A 15,883-nucleotide genomic window follows, 5' to 3' on the forward strand; every position below is an offset into this window, starting at 1 on the left:
CGAGAGACCTTAGGTCCCGCGATGTGGCAGTCACGGACGGACTCAGGCGGCGGGCTTCAGCCCACCCGGGTAGAGGTACTGGTCGGCGGGCTTGCCGGTGCCGTACACCCACGCGTCGAAGAAGCCCTGCAGGCTCCGGTGCGCGACGAGCTCGGTGTACCGCTGGAACTCCTGCATGCTCGCGTTCCCGTTCCGGTGCAGCGACGGCCAGGTCTTCAGCACGAAGTCGAACGCGTCCTGCCCGATGTAGTTGCGCAGCGCGTGCAGCATCATCGGGCCCTTCGAGTACACGTACGTGAACTCGTGGCCGGCGCCCATGTCGTACAGCTTGCCGTTCCAGAACGCCGTCGTCGCCTTCTTGACGTTGTCCGCGTACTGCTTGTTCAGGTCGGCGCCTTCCTTGGCTTCTTTCCACAGCCAGGTCGCGTACGACGCGAAGCACTCGTTGAGGCAGACGTCGCGCCAGTGCTCGACCGCCACCGAGTCGCCGTACCACTGGTGGGCGTTCTCGTGGACGATCGTCGGCACCGTGCCCGCCCAGCCCGCGGAGTAGATCGGCCGGCTCATGGTCTCCAGCGAGAAGCCGATCTGCTCGTTGAGGAAGATCCCGCCCGCCGCGTCGATCGGGTACGGGCCGAACTTCGATTCGAGGAAGTCCAGGATCTCCGGTAGCCGGCCCTCGGCCTGCTTCGTCGAGTCCGGCGTGCCCGGGGCGAACGCGCTGACGATCGGGGTGCCGTCCCGGCGCGTCTGCCGGTCGAAGGTCCACTTGTCGATCGCGACCGTCGTCATGTACGGCACGATCGGCGTTTCCTCGGCCCACACGTGCGTGACGCCGCCGCCCGGCGCCGGGTGGGTGCCGCGCTCGCGGCCGTTGGCGATCACGCCCCATTCGGCGGGGACGGTGATCGCGAGGTGGAACGTCGCCTTGTCGAGCGGGGTGTCGTTGACCGGGTACCAGGTGGTGGCCGACTTCGGTTCGCCGGCGACGAACGCGCCGCCCGCCTTCGCGTACTGCCAGCCGTTGTCGCCGAGCGCCGGATCGCTGATCGGCGCGGGCACGCCGTGGTAGGCGATCTGCACGTGGAACCGCTCGCCGCGCCACAGCGGCCGCGACGGCGTGATGACCAGCTCGTGGTCCCCGGTCCGGTCGAACTTCGCGGGTCGGCCACCGACCTGCACGGAGTCGACTGTCAGGCCGCGCAGGTCGAGGTCGAACGAGCTGAGCGACTGCGTCGCCCGCGCCGAGATGTCCTGGACCCCGGTGAGCTGGTGCGACGCCGGGTCGTAGCCGACCTTGAGGTTGTAGTCGGCGACGTCGTAGCCGCCGTTGCCGTCCTGTGGGTAGTAGCTGTCGCCGGCGCCGTCGCTCCCGGGCTTCGGCGCGCCCCAGCCGTCACCCGCCGCGGCCACACCGGTGCCGAGGCACAGGGCGGCCACCACGGCGGCCGCGACCACGACCGGTTTCTGTCCCCTCATGAACACTCCTGTCCGTGTCAGGTGGACCTCGTTCCGCAACGTATCGCCAGGACCGCGTACCTCGAAGGTGTCTGTCTGGTTTGTCCGGATAATCAGCACTTCCGTCGGCCCGGCCCGGCGCCGCTCCGCCGTCTGGAAAGCTGGACGCATGCGCGTCGCGCTGCTGGGCCCGCTGCGGGTGACCGACGACGAAGGCACGCCGATCGACATCGGCGGCGCCCGCCTCCGCATGCTCCTGGCCCGGCTCGCGCTGGACGCCGGCCGCGCCGTCCCGGCCGACGCGCTCATCGACGGGCTCTGGGGCGCCGGACCGCCGGCCGACGCGGCGAACGCCCTGCAGTCGCTGGTCTCCCGGCTGCGCAAGGCGCTGCCCGGGCCGGTCGAATCGGGCCCCGGCGGCTACCGGCTCGCCGTGACGCCGGACGACGTCGACGCCGAGCGGTTCGAACGGCTCGCCGCCGACGGCCGCCGCGAGCTGGCCGCGGGCCGGGACGCCCGCGCGGCCGAGCTGCTCACCGAGGCGCTGGAGCTGTGGCAGGGAGACGCGCTCGCCGACGTGCTCGACGCGCCGTTCGCGCCGGCCCCCGCCCGCCGGCTCACCGAGCTGCGGGCGGAGGCGGCCGAGGACCGGTTCGAAGTCCTGATCCGGCTGGGCGAGCACGCGGGCGTCCTCGCCGACCTGGCCGCCGCGGCCGACGCCGACCCGCTGCGCGAGCGGCTCGCCGGGCTGCGGATCCGCGCGCTCTGCGCGGCCGGGCGGCAGTCGGAGGCGCTCGCGGTCTACTCGGGCATCCGGCGCACGCTCGCCGACCAGCTCGGCGTCGACCCGTCGGCCGAGCTGCAGGAGATCCACCTCGCCGCGCTGCGCGGGGAGTTCGCGCCGCCGTCGCCGGTGACCGACCGGCTGCCGACCCGGCTGACCACGTTCGTCGGCCGCGACGACGAGCTCAAGCTGCTGGCCGAGCTGCTCGGCGGCGCCCGGCTCGTGACGCTGACCGGCCCGGGCGGGGCGGGCAAGACGCGGCTGGCCACCGAGGCGGCGTCCCGGCACCCCGCGCACCAGCAGGGCCGCGTCTGGTTCGCGCCGCTGGCCGGCGTCCGCGACCCCGACGACGTCGTCGGCGCGTTGCTGGGTGCGCTGGAGGTCCGGGACATCCGCAGCGCCGAGGCCGAGGTCCACCGGCGTCCGGCGGATCCGCTCGCGCAGGCTGTCGAAGTGCTCGGCGGCGCGGAAGCGCTGCTGGTGCTGGACAACTGCGAACACGTCGTCGACGCCGCCGCCCGGCTGGCCGACGAGCTGCTGCACCGGGCGCCCCGGCTGCGGATCCTGGCCACCAGCCGCGAGCCGCTGGCCATCACCGGGGAGGCACTCTGCCCGCTCGGCCCGCTGCCGGTGCCGGCGGAGCGGGCCGCGCCGGCGGAAGCCGCCGAGCTGGACTCGGCCCGGCTGTTCCTCGACCGGGCGGCCGCCGTCCGCCCCGACTTCGAGCTCGACGAGTCCACTGTGGACCATGTCGGCGAGATCTGCCGCCGGCTCGACGGAATGCCGCTCGCGCTGGAGCTGGCGGCGGCGCGGCTGCGATCGATGACCGTGGCCCAGATCGCCGGGCGGCTCGGCGACCGCTTCCGGCTGCTCACCTCGGGCAGCCGCACCGCGCTGCCGCGGCAGCGGACGCTGCGCGCGGTCGTCGAGTGGAGCTGGGACCTGCTGACCGAGGCCGAGCTCGTGCTGGCCCGGCGGTTCGCGGTGTTCGCCGGCGGCGCCGAACTCGACGCGATCGAGGCCGTCTGCGCCGACGAGCTGCTGGTCGCCGCCGACGTGCCGTACGTGCTCGGCAGCCTGGTCGAGAAGTCCATTGTGGACACCATGGACGGCGGTGAGCGGTACCGGATGCTGGAGACGCTGCGCGCGTACGCCACCGAGCGGCTGGCGGAGTCCGGCGAGCGCGACCGGACGCGCCGGGCGATGGCGGCCTACTACGCGGAGCTCGCGCAGCGGCTCGAGCCGACGCTGCGCACGGCCGGCCAGCTGAAGGCGATCGACCGGTACGAGGCCGAGAACGCCAACATGATCGCGGGCCTGCGCGGCGCGATCGAGATGTCCGATGTGGACAACGCCGTCGCGCTGCTGGACGGGATGTTCTGGTATCTCACCATTCTCGGCCAGGGTGGCCGCATCGGCTCGCTGATCCGCGAGACGCTCGAGTTCGGTGACCGGCTGCCGCCGGCGGTCTCGGCCGCCTACCAGGCGCTCTGCTACCTCATGGACGCGATTCCCGCCCGGTCGGACCGGGGCGAAATCCTCCGGCTGGTCGACGACTGCGTGCGCACCGAAGCCGTGGACCGGTATCCGGGACTGGCGGTGGCCCTGCCGATGCTGGCCTTCCTCGGCGGCGACCGCGAGGTGGCGCTGCGCGAGGTGCGCCGGGCCGAGCGGCACGCGGACCCGTGGACGCGGGCCGGCGGGTACTGGGTGGAGAGCTTCCTGCTCGACGACGAAGGCGACGTCGCGGGCGCCGACCGGGCCCGTGACCTGGCCCATGCCGGGTTCGAGTCGGTCGGCGACCGCTGGGGCATCGCGATGACGCTGAGCTTCAAGGCCTTCGCCCTGTCCCAGGACGGCCAGAGCGACAAGGCCATCGAGATCTACGAGCAGGGCCTGGCCCTGTCGATGGAGCTGCGCTCGCACGAAGACGTGGTGCAGCACTGGTGGCGGCTGGCCGTCGAGCGGGCACGGGCCGGCGACATCGAGGGCGCCTGGCGTGACCAGGAAGCCGCGGAGCGCTACGGCGTGAACATCACGAACCTGCAGCACAAGGCGATCGTCATGTTCGGCAGGCTGGAACTGCTGCTGCGCACCGGCCGGCTGGCCGAAGCGCGGGCGCTGCTCGACCGCGTCGCCGTGTTCGACGGCGAAGACTGGTTCCCCGGCGGGATCGGCGACGAGTTCATCCACGCGTTCGAGGCGCGGATCCTGCTCGCCGAGGACCGTCCCGACGAGGCCGAGCCGCACGCGGCGGTCGCGATCCGGGCGACGAACCGGCGTGGCGACATGCCGGACCTGGCCGGCGCGGTGGAGCTGCTGGCGATGGTCCGCGCGCGCCAGGGCCGGCCCGAGACGGCGGCCCGGGTGCTGGCGGCGTCGGCCGTCATCCGCGGACGGCTCGACCTCGGCAGTCCGGAGCTGCAGGCGCTGATCGAAGAACTGCGTGCCGCACTGCCCGGCTACGACGCGCGGTACGCCGAATGGCGCGCGATGTCCAAACCGGACACGATCGCCTGGCTCCTCGACGAAATCGGCCGTGAGTGAGAAACAGTGTTCTAACCCTGTTTCTCACTCACGACCTCCCCCCGGCGCGGGGCACCCCCGTGACCGCGCGCCTTTCACACCCGCCGGCGGTAGGCCCAGGTGGCCAGCGGGAAGAACACGACGACCGCGCCTGCCATCCAGGCCAGCGCCCCGGCCAGCGGACCGGCGACCGGGCCGCCGTTCATCAGGCCGCGCAGGGCGTTCGCCATCAGGCTCACCGGGCTGATGTCGGCCCACGCCCGCAGCCAGCCCGGCATCGTGGACGTCTGGACGAACACGTTGCTGCCGAACGTCAGCGGCATGATGAAGACGAACATCAGCGCCTGCGCCGAGCCCGGCGACTTCATCACCATGCCGACGAACACCGAGCCCCAGCAGAAGCACAGCCCGAACGCCAGCGCCAGCAGGATCGCCACGGCGAACTCGCCCGGGCTGGTCGCGATCCGGTAGCCCATCAGCGTCGCGACGACCATCAGCACCGTCAGGCACACGACGTACCGCACGACGTCGGCGAGCACCGCGCCGATCAGGGGCGCCGAGCGGGCGATCGGCATGCTGCGGAACCGGTCGAACACGCCCTTGGTGACGTCGGTGTTGAGCTGCGTCCCCACCGTGAGGCACGCCTGCAGGATGTTCATCACGATGATGCCGGGCACGACCATCTGCAGGTAGGCGTCGGTCGAGCCGGACAGCGCGCCGCCGAACAGGTACACGAACATCACCAGGAAGATGATCGGCATCAGGGTGACGTCGGCGAGCTGCTCGGGGTTCTTGCGGATCTTCAGGATACCGCGCCAGGCCAGCGAAAGCGCGTGGCCGAGGCCCTTGGCGGGGCTGATGTGCCGCGGCGGGGCCGGGCGGTCTAGGGCCAGCGTCGTCATGCCAGGCTCCCTTCGAGAGTCTTGTCCTCCGTGGACTGTTCGGCGGTGTGCCCGGTGAGGGCGAGGAACACCTCGTCGAGACTGGGCAGCCGCAGCGCCAGCTCGTCGGCGGTGATCCCGGCCTCGTCCAGCTTGCGGACCAAGGTGGACAGCAGCACCGGGTCGTCGACCGGCGCGGTCAGCAGCCCGGTCGCGTCGTCACGGGTCGGCCGGACACCGGCGAGGTCGCCGAGGATCCGGTTGACCGAGTCCATGTCGGACAGCCGGGTGGGCCGCACCTGCAGCGTCTGCCCGCCGACACGGCGCTTGAGCTCGTCGGCCCGGCCGTCGGCGACGACCCGGCCGTGGTCGAACACGGTGATCTTGTCGGCCAGCTGGTCGGCCTCCTCCAGGTACTGCGTGGTCAGCAGCACCGTGGCGCCCTCGGCGACGAGGCCGCGGACGACGTCCCAGACCTCGTTGCGGGCGTGCGGGTCGAGCCCGGTGGTCGGCTCGTCGAGGTAGAGCACCTCGGGGCGGCCGACGAGGCTGGCCGCGAGGTCGAGCCGCCGCCGCATGCCGCCGGAGTAGGTCCGGATCGGCCGCTTGGCCGCGCCGGTCAGCTCGAACCGCTCGATCAGCTCGGCGGCGCGCTTCTTGGCGTCGACGCGGGAGTAGCCGTACAACCGTCCGATGAGGACGAGGTTCTCGGTGCCGTTGAGGTCCTCGTCGACCGACGCGTACTGCCCGGTCAGCCCGATCAGGCCGCGGACCCGCACCGGGTCGGCGACGACGTCGTAACCCCCGACGGTGGCTCGGCCGGCGTCCGGTTTCATCAGCGTGGCCAGGATCCGGACGGCGGTCGTCTTGCCGGCGCCGTTCGGGCCGAGCACGCCGACGACCTGCCCGAACGGGACCTCGAGGTCCACCCCGTCCAGCGCCTTGGTCTCCCCGAAGTGCTTGACCAGGCCCTCGGCCTGGATCGCGTGCGACATGGGCGTTCCTCCTTCGCTGTCGCTGTCGGGTGCCACTGTGGACGCCGTCGCTGGCAGCACGCGCACAGCGCGCTGGCACGCGCTGGCAGCCGCTGGTGGAGATCTTGTGGAGGAGTTGCCGGCACCCGAGCCGGGACGGCGTCCGCTGGGCATACTCGGCACCATGACCGTTGCGGAACAGATGCGCGTCCGGCGGAAGAACCCGCTGGTCACGGCCCTGCTGGTGGTGCCGCTGGTGCCGTTGGCAGCGCTGGCCGCGCTGCGCCTGATCGGCTACGACGGCGACTGGTACACCCTCGCGGCACTGGCGCTGACGCCGTTCGCGACGGCCGCCGGCGCGCTGCTCGGCGTACTCGCACTGGCGCTGCGGCGGTGGTGGATCGGCGGGCTCGCGCTGGTCCTGGCGGTCGTGCTGGCCGTGCTCGTGCTGCCGCGGCTGTCAGCGAGCGACCAGCGCGACGTGCACGGCAAGACACTGCGCGTGCTCGCGTCGAACCTGCTCTACGGCCAGGCGGATCCCAAGGCCGTCGTCGATCTCGTGCGCGAGCAGCGGATCGACGTGCTGAACCTGGTGGAGATGACGCCCCGCGCGGTCGACGGGCTGACCGCCGCCGGACTGTTCCAGCTGCTGCCGTACCGGGTGCTGCACCCGGCGCCCGGCGCGTTCGGCTCGGGGATCGTGTCGCGCTTTCCGCTGAAGGAGGTCAACCTGACGGGTGATTCCGCGGCCAAGCAGCCGGGCGCGCAGGCCGACCTCGGCGACGGCGTCGTGGCGGAGATCGTCGCCGTCCACCCGATCTCCCCGGACGTCGACACCCCGCAGTGGGAGCGCGAGATCAAGGACCTCTCCCGCGCGGCGGGTGAGCACGGCCTGCGCATCCTGGCGGGCGACTTCAACGCGACACTGGACCACGCGGCGTTCCGGACGGTCCTGTCCCGCGGCTACAACGACGCGGCGGAGGAGCACGGCTCGGCGCTGACCCCGACGTGGCCGTCGTCGCTGCCGGTGGTGACGATCGACCACGTCGTGGTGGACAACCGGGCGGCGGTGACCGACTACCGGGTGTTCGACGTCCCGGGCAGCGATCACAGGGCCGTTTTCGCCGAGGTCCGGCTGCCTTAGGCCAGGAGCGCGGTCAGCGTTTCCAGCGCGCCGGCCGCGACGGAGACGCCGCGGCCGTGCCGGATCTCCGGTTCCCGCGGGTTGATCCGGATCAGCGCGCCCGTCGCCGCGCTGGCCAGTTCGCTGTAGCGGCGGACCGTCGGGACCGCCTGGCCCGCGCCCAGCTCCACCACCACCAGGTCACGCGCGGTGCGGCGCCACGCCGTCAGCTCGTCGAGCTGGGCCTGGCTGCGGTGCGGCACCCACGAGAAGTCGCCGAACATCAGGATGTTGGGCCGGGCGAGGCCGCCGCAGCGGGGGCACGACGGCAGTGGCGGCACCGCGCGCATCGTCTCCTCGTCGATGACGACTTCGACGGCGTCGGCGGCCCAGATGTCGTCCGTGCAGCCGGACAGGCACTGCAGGTGGTGGATCGAGCCGTGCGCCTCGGCGACGTGCCCGAAGCCCGCCTTCTGGAACTGGCCGTCCACATTGGACGTGAAGACGCGTACGCCGCCGGGCAACCGCGAGCCGAGTCCGAGCAGCAGCCGGAACCCCTCGTGCGGCACGGTAGCGCGGTACAGCGCCAGCCGGTGACCGTAGAAACCCCACGCCAGCTCGGGGTCGCCGGCGAAGTGGCGCGGGTCGGCGAGCTCCTCGAACCGCAGCCCCAGCCGGGCGTACGGCGGGTACGCGCGCCAGAACCCTTCGCCGCCGCGGAAGTCCGGCAGGCCGGAGTCGACGCCCATCCCGGCGCCGGCGCAGATCAGCAGCGCGCCGGCGCTCTCCAGCAGCTCCGCGGCCCGGTCGAGGGCGTCACTCACCCGGCTTCGAGCCGAGGACGACCTCGAACTCCAGCAGGTTCGCCCCGGTGGACACGGGCTTGGCGCGCTCGCCCGAGTGCGCCGCCGCGGCCGGGCCGCCCTTCGCCCACGCCTGATACGCCTCTTCGGTTTCCCACTTCGTGTACACGAAGTAGCGCGTCTCGCCGGAGACCGGGCGCAGCAGCTCGAACCCGAGGAAGCCCGGCTGCCGGTCGACGGCGTGCATCCGCGCGGCGAACCGCTTCTCCAGCTCGGGGCCGGCGCCCTCCGGGACCTCGATCGCATTGATCTTCACGACACTCATGCGCCCAGCCTACTGACGTCAGCTGCGCAGCGAGCCGGGGAAGAGGTCGGCGTCCGCGGGCAGCTTCGTGCCGCGGAACCACTCGTCGAAGAACGGGCGCAGGTTCTGGCCGCTGTCCCGCGCCGCCATCGCCTCGAAGTCGGCCCAGGTCGCGTTGCCGTGGCGGTAGCGGGACGGCCAGTCGTGCAGCAGCCGGTCGAACGCCGGGTCGCCGATCTGGCGGCGCAGGGCGTGCACCGCGAGGATGCCCTTGTTGTAGACGCCCTCGAACTCGTGGCCGTGACCCATGGCGACCAGCTTCTGCCCCCAGAAGTCCGTGCTGCCCCGGGTGATCTCGATGGCCGCGCGGTAGCGGTCGTCCAGGCTCTGGCCCTCGCGCTCGGCCCACAGCCACTGCGAGTACGACGCGAAGCACTCGTTCAGGCAGATGTCGGACCAATCGCGCAAGGACACCGAATCGCCGAACCACTGGTGGGCGTTTTCGTGGACGAGCGTCGGCAGGTCGGCCCACTTCGCGTACGTCGGCCGGGTCTGCGTCTCGAGTGAGAACGGCACGTTCTCGTCGAGGTAGATCCCGCCGGCGGCCGACTGCGGGTACGGCCCGAACTTGCTCGTCAGGAACCCGAGCACCTCCGGCAGCCTGCCACCGATCGCGCGCCGGGCGTCGGCACCCGGCGCGTACGCCGAAACCACCGGCGTGCCGTCCGGCAGGGTCGAGCGGTCGACGCTGAACTTGCCGATCGCGATCGTCGTCAGGTAGCTCGCGACCGGGTTCGGCTCGGTCCAGGTGCCGGGCGGGCCCTCGCGGCCGTTCGAGATCACCGTCCACCCCGCCGGGACGTGCGCGGTGAGCGTGAAGGTGGCCTTGTCCCGCGGGGTCTCGTTCACCGGGTACCAGAACGACGCCGAGTGCGGCTCGCCGACCATGTACGCGCCGCCGTCGGCCGAGTGCTGCCAGCCGTTCTCGCTCCCGCCGTCGTGCGGGGTCTTGGCCGGGTCACCGCCGTAGCGGACACGCGTGCGGAACGTCGTCCCGGCGCGGATCGGCGACGGCGGCGTGATGACCAGCTCGAACGCCTTCTCCCGGCTGAAGCGCGCCGGCTGCCCGTCGACCTGGACGTCGTGGACGTCCAGGCCGCGCAGGTCGAGGTCGAAGCGGCTGAGGTCCTGGGTGGCCTTCGCGGTGACCGTCGTGTCGCCGTCGAGGTGCCCGCTCGGCGGGTCGTAGGTGACGCCGACCTGGTAGCCGAGGGCGTCGTAGCCGCCGTTGCCGTCGTCGGGGTAGTACGGGTCACCGGCCCCGGAGGCGCCCGGCAGCGGGTGCATGGGCGGGGGCGGCGGCGGAGGTGGCGGCGCCGTGACGGCGTCACCGGTGCACGCCGCGGCGAAGACCACCGCGGCGCAGACGGCGAGGGCGGTGAGTCGGCGGCGCATGCACCCCACCATAGGTGATGCAGCGCGACGGTTTGGTCACGTTCCGCACCAGGGCTTTTGTGGTTAGGTGGCCGCGTGCTCTGTTTCGGCGGCAGCGGCGTGCCGATCGTTCTGCTCCACGGCCTGATGGGCCGGGCGCGGACGTGGTGGCGGGTCGCGGAGTGGCTCCGGCCCTACGGTGCGGTGTACGGCCTCGACGCGCGCGGTCACGGCAGCGCGCCACGGGTCGGGCCGTGGACGACCGAGCGGTTCGCCGAGGACGTCGCCGCCGCCCTGCGGACGCTCGACGCCGGCCCGGCCGTGCTGATCGGCCACTCGATGGGCGGGCTGCACGCGTGGGCGACCGCCGCGCGGTACCCGGAGCTGGTGCGCGCGGTCGTGTCCGAGGACTTCGCGCCGGACCAGCGCGGCCGGACCGTCGAGACGTGGCGCGGGTACTTCGAGAGCTGGCCGGTGCCGTTCGAGTCGCTCGGCCACGTCCGCGAGTTCTTCGGCGACGCCGGCGAGTACTTCGCGGACTGCGTCGAGGAGCGCGAGGACGGCTTCCACCTGGTCGCCGACCTCGAGGACCTGTACGTCATCGCCGCCGAGTGGGGCCGCCGGGACTACTGGGACGTGGTCGAAGCGATCCGCTGCCCGTTGCTGCTGGTCGAGGGCGAGCACACGGCGATGCCGCCCGGCCAGCAGGCCGCCGTCGCGGCCCGGGTGCCGGGCGCGAAGCACCTGGTGGTGCCGGGCTCGGCCCACCTGCCGCACGACGAGGCCCCGGAGACCTACCGGGGCGCGGTCGAGGCGTTCCTCAGCCAGGTGCTCAACCGGTGAAACCGCGCGTGACCTGGGGGACGGCACACCGAACGCGCCGTTGAGCCCGGCGCGCCGACCGCCTGGTCACGCGCGCGACAGGTCCGCGCGCCAGGCCGCGGTGGAGCGATCGGATGGCACGATCAACGGCCAGACGTCCGCGCCGAGGAAGCCGGTTTCGTCGGAGACCATCGCCGCGGTGCAGGTGTCGCGGCGCAGCCCGGCCTGCGCCGCCAGTGCCGCCACGGCGTCCTTTGTGGACTGCCCGAAGACGCCGTCGGTCGGGACGCCGAACCCGGAGGCCCGCAGGAACCGCTGCGCCAGCTGGACCTTCCGGCCCGTGTCACCCGGCTTGAGCAGGGGCCACCCGGCTTCGGCGCGGGCCACCGAGACACCCAGGACGCGCCCGACTGCGGTCCGCAGCTCGGGCAGCCGGTCGTAGAGCACCTGGCCGGGGCACTCGGTCGAGTTGAAGTCGCGGTGGCCCTTGATGAACTCCGGCGAGATGCCGTACTGGTGGGCGATGTAGGCGATGAGGTTCACGAGGGAGTCCCACAGCGCCTGCGGCACGTCGACCGTGCTGTACATGCCCTCGTTCTCGATGCCGAGGCACTCGCTGTTGTGGTTGGCGACGTTGGCGCCCTGCACGTGCTGGGTGCCGCCGCGCAGCACTTCCAGGCTGCGGTGCCTGCCTTCGGTGACGAACCCGCCCCGGCTGTTCGTGAACTGCTGGCCGCTGTCGATCCAGCCGTTCTTGTCCATGTGGAGGTTCTGGATGAACCGCGCGACGTAGAACGCGCGGGCCAGCGAGAAGTCGTTGTTGGCCGGCGGATCGACGGCGTGGTGCACGACGATGTAGGTCGGCTTGTGGTTCTCCACCACGATGGTGCCGGCGGCGGGCCGGGCGCCCCATTCGGACGTCGGGTGGATCGTCGGTGTCGGCACGGCCGCGGCGGCCGTCCCCGTGGTCGTCATCCCCAGTGCGCCGGCCGCGGTCGCGGTCGCCCCCGCCTTGAGCAGGGTCCGGCGGTCAACAGTGACCATGCGGGAACGGTAACCCCGTACCGCGCCGAAGACAACTATTGACCAACTTTGGTCGTAGTGCGTCAGTGTTCACCCGGAAGTGCGAAAAGACCGTCGCGGGTCTGCTCGAGCAGGCCGTCGACCAGCAGGGAGTCCAGGCAGCGGTCGCGCTGGCCGCCGTCGTGCCACACCAGGTCCAGGCGCGCCTTCTCGACCGGCCCCTCGCTGCCGCGCAGCACGTCCAGCAGCCGTCCGCGGACGTACCGGTCGGTGCCGGCGTACCGCTGCACCGGCTTGGCCGGGCCGGTGTACTCCGGCCGGCCGGCGAGCTGCCAGGCGCACTCGGCGAAGATCGGGCAGTCCGCGCACTTCGGGGCGCGTGCGGTGCAGATCAGGGCGCCCAGCTCCATGATCGCGGCCGAAAACCGGGCGGCGGGCGCGTCCTCGGCGGGCAGCAGCGCCTCGACGTCGGCCATGTCCCGCGTGTTCGACGCGGGCCCGGCGTCCCCGGCGCCGTGCACGGCCCGCGCGACGACCCGCCGCACGTTCGTGTCGACGACCGGCGCGCGCCGCCCGTAGGCGAAGGCGGCGACGGCACGGGCGGTGTAGGCCCCGATGCCGGGCAGCGCGAGCAGAGTGTCCACATCGGACGGAACGACGTCACCGTGCCGCGCGGCGATGACCCCGGCGGCCTCGTGCAGCCGCAGCGCGCGACGCGGGTAGCCGAGCTTGCCCCAGGCCCGCACGACCTCGCCTTGCGACGACGCGGCCAGCGCGGAGGGAACGGGCCACCGCGCCATCCACTCGTGCCAGATCGGCTCCACGCGCGCGACAGGCGTCTGCTGCAGCATGATCTCGCTGACCAGGACGCCCCAGGCCGAGCAGTCGGGCCGGCGCCACGGCAGGTCCCGGCCGTGCGCGGAGAACCAGTCGAGCAGTACGTCAGCGTCCACAGCCACGCCGGGAGGCTACTTCACCTCGGTGAGGCGCCCGGTCTTGACGTCGTAGACGAAGCCGCGGACGTTGTCCGTGTGCGGCAGGTACGCGCTGCGCCGGACCCGCTCCACCGAGGTCCGGACGCTGTTTTCGACGTTGCGGAACGCCTCCACCGACCACGTCGGCCGCAGGCCGGTGTCGTGTTCCAGCTCGTCCTTGAAGTCGTCCTCGGTGACCATCGAGAGGCCGCACTCCGTGTGCTGCACGATCAGCACCTCGCGCGTGCCCAGCTTGCGCTGCGACAGGGCCAGCGAGCGGATCACGTCGTCGGTCACCACGCCGCCCGCGTTGCGCAGGACGTGGGACTCGCCCTGCAGCAGGCCGAAGATCTCGAAGACCCGGATCCGGGCGTCCATGCAGGTCAGCACGGCCACCTGGAGGGACGGCCGCGGGGTCGACCGGTCACCGGGGGTGATCTCGCCGAGTTCCTGGTTGCGCTTGAGGAGTACGTCGATCGAGGTCATCGGTCACCTTCCGGCCAGTGGCCCCGCGGCGCGGGCCGACGTCCATTCCACCGGCAGGCGAGCGCCCGGGCAATGCACTACGAGCTATGTCACGGCGCGCGTCAGCCGCCGAACCACGGCTCCTCGATCGTGCGCGGCGGCGCCGACGTCCGCCCGACGCGCAGCTCGGTCGGCAGCGTGATCACCTTCGGTGCGCTCCGCTCGCCCGAGCTGAGCAGCAGCCGCCCGGCCGTCTTGCCCTTCTCCAGCACCGGCTGGTGGACCGTGGTGAGGCCGATCCGCTCGGCTTCGGCGATGCCGTCGAAACCGGTCACGGTCAGGTCCTGCGGCACCCGCAGCCCGCGCCGCTCGGCCTCGGCCATGGCGCCGAGCGCGAGGATGTCCGAGGTACAGATCACGGCCGTGATCTGCGGATACGCGTCGAGCAGCTGGCGGGCCGCGGACGCGCCGTCGTCCACCGTGTGGTCGAACCGCTCGACCACCGGGACACCCGCCCAGTCGACGCCCGCGGCCGAGAACGCCACGGCGAGCGCCTCCAGCCGGGTGCGCTGGACGTGGAAGTGGGCACCGCTCTGGCGGGCGGCCGACACGAAGTCGTCGTTGCGCTCGCGGGCCAGCCGCATGCAGATCACGCCGACCTGCCGGTGGCCCAGCGTCACGAGGTGCTCGGCGATCTTGCCGACCGCGGCCGCGTCGTCCGGGCCGACGCGGTCGATCCCTTCGAGGCTCGGCTGGTCGATGATCACCGTCGGCACCGGCCGCTCCAGCACGGCGGCCAGGTGCGGGTCGTCGTCCGGCACGGAGTAGACGACGAACCCGTCGACACCCGCGCGGTGCACCGCGGCCACGTCTTCGCGGCCCGGGCTGGCCGGGACCAGGTGCAGGCCGACGCCGGCGTCTTCGCAGGCCAGCGCCAGTCCTTCGAGCACGCCGACGGCGGCCGGGTCGCGGAAGGCGTAGGAGAGGTTCTCGGTGAGCAGCAGCCCGACCGCGCCCGCCTTGCGGGTGCGCAGCGAGCGGGCGACGGGGTCGGGTCCGGGGTAGCCCAGCCGCCGCGCGGTCTCGAGGACGCGGCGGCGCAGTTCGGGGGACAGCTGGTCCGGCCGGTTGTAGGCGTTGGACACCGTGGTCCTGGACACACCGAGCTCCGCCGCGAGCGACGCCAGTGTCGCCTGCCTCCGGGTGCGAATAGGACGGCCCATCAGCAAACCGTAACGGTTCAGATCGTTTTCCTGAAGAGACACCCCGCGTGGTCGATGTCTCGATCCGCATGCACGAAGACGCATACACCAAACCGGGATCGGATGACCAGGAAGTCATCCGGATGGGGTAAGGTGAATCTGACAACGGTTTCCATTAGCGTCTGCAGGAGAGTCCTCGATGAGATGCCGCACCAGGAGTGTGCTCGCCGCCGCTTCGGCCCTGTCCGTGTTCGCTCTGGCCGCGTGCTCCGGCGGGACGTCCGGCTCCGACGGCGGCGCGCAGCCCGGCGGCTCGGACCGGATCAAGGTCGTCGCCTCGACCGACGTCTGGGGCAGCGTGGTCAGCGCCGTCGGCGGGGACAAGGTCGAGGTCAAGTCGATCATCCACGACCCGTCGGCCGACCCGCACTCGTACGAGACGACGGCGGACGACGCGCTCGCGGCCAAGGACGCGAAGCTGCTGCTGTCCAACGGCGGCGGCTACGACGAGTTCTTCGGCAAGCTCACCGCGCAGGCCGGTGACGCCAAGAAGCTGGTCGCCTACGACATCGCCGCGACCGGCGACGAGAACGAGCACGTCTGGTACGACCTGCCCGGCGTCGCGAAGGTCGCCGACCAGCTCGCGGCGCAGCTCGGCGAGCTGCAGCCGGCGTCGAAGCAGGTGTTCGCCGACAACGCGGCGGCCTTCAAGGCGAAGGCCGGCGCGCTGGAGAAGCGGCTCGGCGAGCTGGGCGCCACCCACCCCGGCACGAAGGTCGTCGTCACCGAGCCGGTCGCGCACTACCTGCTGGAGAGCGCGAAGATCACCGACGCGACGCCGAAGGCGTTCTCCGACGCCGTCGAGAACGACACCGACGTCCCGGCCGGCGCGGTGAACGAGTACAAGCAGCTCATCGCGACCAAGCAGGTCAAGGCGCTGATCAACAACGCGCAGACGGTGACCCCGCTCACCCAGGACGTCGTCGCGCAGGCGAAGGCGGCCGGGATCGGGGTCGTCGACGTGACCGAGACGCTGCCCCAGGGTGTGACGGACTACATTGGCTGGATGACCGGGGAAGTCGACGAGCTGGCTGGGGCGTTGAAGTAGCC

14 protein-coding genes are annotated in these 15,883 nt (G+C 72.1%); 4 read left to right on the forward strand and 10 right to left on the reverse strand.

Annotated elements, in window-relative coordinates; all coding sequences use genetic code 11:
* Positions 1-42 precede the first annotated feature (42 nt).
* Positions 43-1,479: a M1 family metallopeptidase gene (locus BT341_RS09100; protein WP_072475850.1), complete on the reverse strand. Its 1,437-nt coding sequence runs from the start codon at positions 1,477-1,479 to the stop codon at positions 43-45.
* Positions 1,480-1,627: 148 nt separating this feature from the next.
* Here BT341_RS09100 and BT341_RS09105 point away from each other — a divergent pair, with 148 nt between their 5' ends.
* A complete protein-coding gene (locus BT341_RS09105; RefSeq protein WP_072475851.1) occupies positions 1,628-4,789 on the forward strand; it encodes an AfsR/SARP family transcriptional regulator in 3,162 nt (1,053 codons plus the stop codon).
* A 74-nt stretch (positions 4,790-4,863) separates the two neighbouring features.
* Here BT341_RS09105 and BT341_RS09110 read toward each other — a convergent pair whose 3' ends face one another.
* Together BT341_RS09110 and BT341_RS09115 are read right to left on the reverse strand one after the other, a co-directional pair.
* Positions 4,864-5,670, reverse strand: a complete 807-nt coding sequence (locus tag BT341_RS09110; RefSeq protein ID WP_072475852.1) for an ABC transporter permease — start codon at positions 5,668-5,670, stop codon at positions 4,864-4,866.
* On the reverse strand, positions 5,667-6,644 hold the full coding sequence (locus BT341_RS09115) for an ATP-binding cassette domain-containing protein (protein WP_072475853.1): 978 nt from the start codon (positions 6,642-6,644) through the stop codon (positions 5,667-5,669). Before BT341_RS09115 ends, BT341_RS09110 begins: the two co-directional genes overlap by 4 nt.
* A gap of 163 nt (positions 6,645-6,807) precedes the next feature.
* Here BT341_RS09115 and BT341_RS09120 point away from each other — a divergent pair, with 163 nt between their 5' ends.
* A complete protein-coding gene (locus BT341_RS09120) occupies positions 6,808-7,767 on the forward strand; it encodes an endonuclease/exonuclease/phosphatase family protein (protein WP_072475854.1) in 960 nt (319 codons plus the stop codon).
* On the opposite strand, the gene BT341_RS09125 is transcribed toward BT341_RS09120, so the two are convergent.
* The 3 genes from BT341_RS09125 to BT341_RS09135 are packed head-to-tail and all read right to left on the reverse strand — an operon-like array spanning position 7,764 to position 10,308.
* Positions 7,764-8,570, reverse strand: coding sequence for an SIR2 family NAD-dependent protein deacylase (locus tag BT341_RS09125; RefSeq protein ID WP_072475855.1), 807 nt, complete (start codon positions 8,568-8,570; stop codon positions 7,764-7,766). The two genes, BT341_RS09120 and BT341_RS09125, sit on opposite strands and share 4 nt — an antisense overlap.
* Positions 8,563-8,874 carry an antibiotic biosynthesis monooxygenase family protein gene (locus BT341_RS09130; RefSeq protein ID WP_072475856.1) on the reverse strand — a complete coding sequence of 104 codons (312 nt, stop codon included), beginning with the start codon at positions 8,872-8,874 and terminating at the stop codon, positions 8,563-8,565. Before BT341_RS09130 ends, BT341_RS09125 begins: the two co-directional genes overlap by 8 nt.
* 18 nt (positions 8,875-8,892) lie before the next feature.
* Positions 8,893-10,308 (reverse strand): M1 family metallopeptidase, encoded by a 1,416-nt coding sequence (locus BT341_RS09135; RefSeq protein WP_072475857.1) that lies wholly within the window; start codon positions 10,306-10,308, stop codon positions 8,893-8,895.
* Between the two features lie 75 nt (positions 10,309-10,383).
* Here BT341_RS09135 and BT341_RS09140 point away from each other — a divergent pair, with 75 nt between their 5' ends.
* Positions 10,384-11,130, forward strand: a complete 747-nt coding sequence (locus BT341_RS09140; protein WP_072475858.1) for an alpha/beta fold hydrolase — start codon at positions 10,384-10,386, stop codon at positions 11,128-11,130.
* A gap of 66 nt (positions 11,131-11,196) precedes the next feature.
* Here BT341_RS09140 and BT341_RS09145 read toward each other — a convergent pair whose 3' ends face one another.
* The 4 genes from BT341_RS09145 to BT341_RS09160 all read right to left on the reverse strand — a co-directional run bounded on the left by BT341_RS09145 (position 11,197) and on the right by BT341_RS09160 (position 14,794).
* A complete protein-coding gene (locus tag BT341_RS09145; RefSeq protein WP_072475859.1) occupies positions 11,197-12,153 on the reverse strand; it encodes a peptidoglycan recognition protein family protein in 957 nt (318 codons plus the stop codon).
* 62 nt (positions 12,154-12,215) lie between these two features.
* Positions 12,216-13,091: an HhH-GPD family protein gene (locus BT341_RS09150; RefSeq protein WP_072475860.1), complete on the reverse strand. Its 876-nt coding sequence runs from the start codon at positions 13,089-13,091 to the stop codon at positions 12,216-12,218.
* Between the two features lie 9 nt (positions 13,092-13,100).
* Positions 13,101-13,592, reverse strand: a complete 492-nt coding sequence (locus BT341_RS09155; RefSeq protein WP_072475861.1) for a beta-class carbonic anhydrase — start codon at positions 13,590-13,592, stop codon at positions 13,101-13,103.
* A 101-nt stretch (positions 13,593-13,693) separates the two neighbouring features.
* The gene (locus tag BT341_RS09160) at positions 13,694-14,794 is read right to left on the reverse strand and encodes a LacI family DNA-binding transcriptional regulator (protein ID WP_072475862.1); all 1,101 of its coding nucleotides are present in this window, start codon (positions 14,792-14,794) and stop codon (positions 13,694-13,696) included.
* A 178-nt stretch (positions 14,795-14,972) separates the two neighbouring features.
* Between BT341_RS09160 and BT341_RS09165 the strand changes: the two genes are divergently transcribed.
* Positions 14,973-15,881 (forward strand): metal ABC transporter solute-binding protein, Zn/Mn family, encoded by a 909-nt coding sequence (locus BT341_RS09165; RefSeq protein WP_072475863.1) that lies wholly within the window; start codon positions 14,973-14,975, stop codon positions 15,879-15,881.
* Positions 15,882-15,883 lie beyond the last annotated feature (2 nt).

The sequence above is a fragment of the Amycolatopsis australiensis genome, assembly GCF_900119165.1.
GTDB classification, from domain to species: Bacteria; Actinomycetota; Actinomycetes; order Mycobacteriales; family Pseudonocardiaceae; genus Amycolatopsis; species Amycolatopsis australiensis.

What these genes read in the sequence shown, in the direction of transcription:
- BT341_RS09100 (WP_072475850.1), bottom strand. Translation starts at nt 1,479, where the DNA reads ATGAGGGGACAGAAACCGGTCGTGGTCGCGGCCGCCGTGGTGGCCGCC.
- BT341_RS09105 (WP_072475851.1), top strand. Translation starts at nt 1,628, where the DNA reads ATGCGCGTCGCGCTGCTGGGCCCGCTGCGGGTGACCGACGACGAAGGC.
- BT341_RS09110 (WP_072475852.1), bottom strand. Translation starts at nt 5,670, where the DNA reads ATGACGACGCTGGCCCTAGACCGCCCGGCCCCGCCGCGGCACATCAGC.
- BT341_RS09115 (WP_072475853.1), bottom strand. Translation starts at nt 6,644, where the DNA reads ATGTCGCACGCGATCCAGGCCGAGGGCCTGGTCAAGCACTTCGGGGAG.
- BT341_RS09120 (WP_072475854.1), top strand. Translation starts at nt 6,808, where the DNA reads ATGACCGTTGCGGAACAGATGCGCGTCCGGCGGAAGAACCCGCTGGTC.
- BT341_RS09130 (WP_072475856.1), bottom strand. Translation starts at nt 8,874, where the DNA reads ATGAGTGTCGTGAAGATCAATGCGATCGAGGTCCCGGAGGGCGCCGGC.
- BT341_RS09135 (WP_072475857.1), bottom strand. Translation starts at nt 10,308, where the DNA reads ATGCGCCGCCGACTCACCGCCCTCGCCGTCTGCGCCGCGGTGGTCTTC.
- BT341_RS09145 (WP_072475859.1), bottom strand. Translation starts at nt 12,153, where the DNA reads ATGGTCACTGTTGACCGCCGGACCCTGCTCAAGGCGGGGGCGACCGCG.
- BT341_RS09155 (WP_072475861.1), bottom strand. Translation starts at nt 13,592, where the DNA reads ATGACCTCGATCGACGTACTCCTCAAGCGCAACCAGGAACTCGGCGAG.
- BT341_RS09160 (WP_072475862.1), bottom strand. Translation starts at nt 14,794, where the DNA reads ATGGGCCGTCCTATTCGCACCCGGAGGCAGGCGACACTGGCGTCGCTC.
- BT341_RS09165 (WP_072475863.1), top strand. Translation starts at nt 14,973, where the DNA reads ATGAGATGCCGCACCAGGAGTGTGCTCGCCGCCGCTTCGGCCCTGTCC.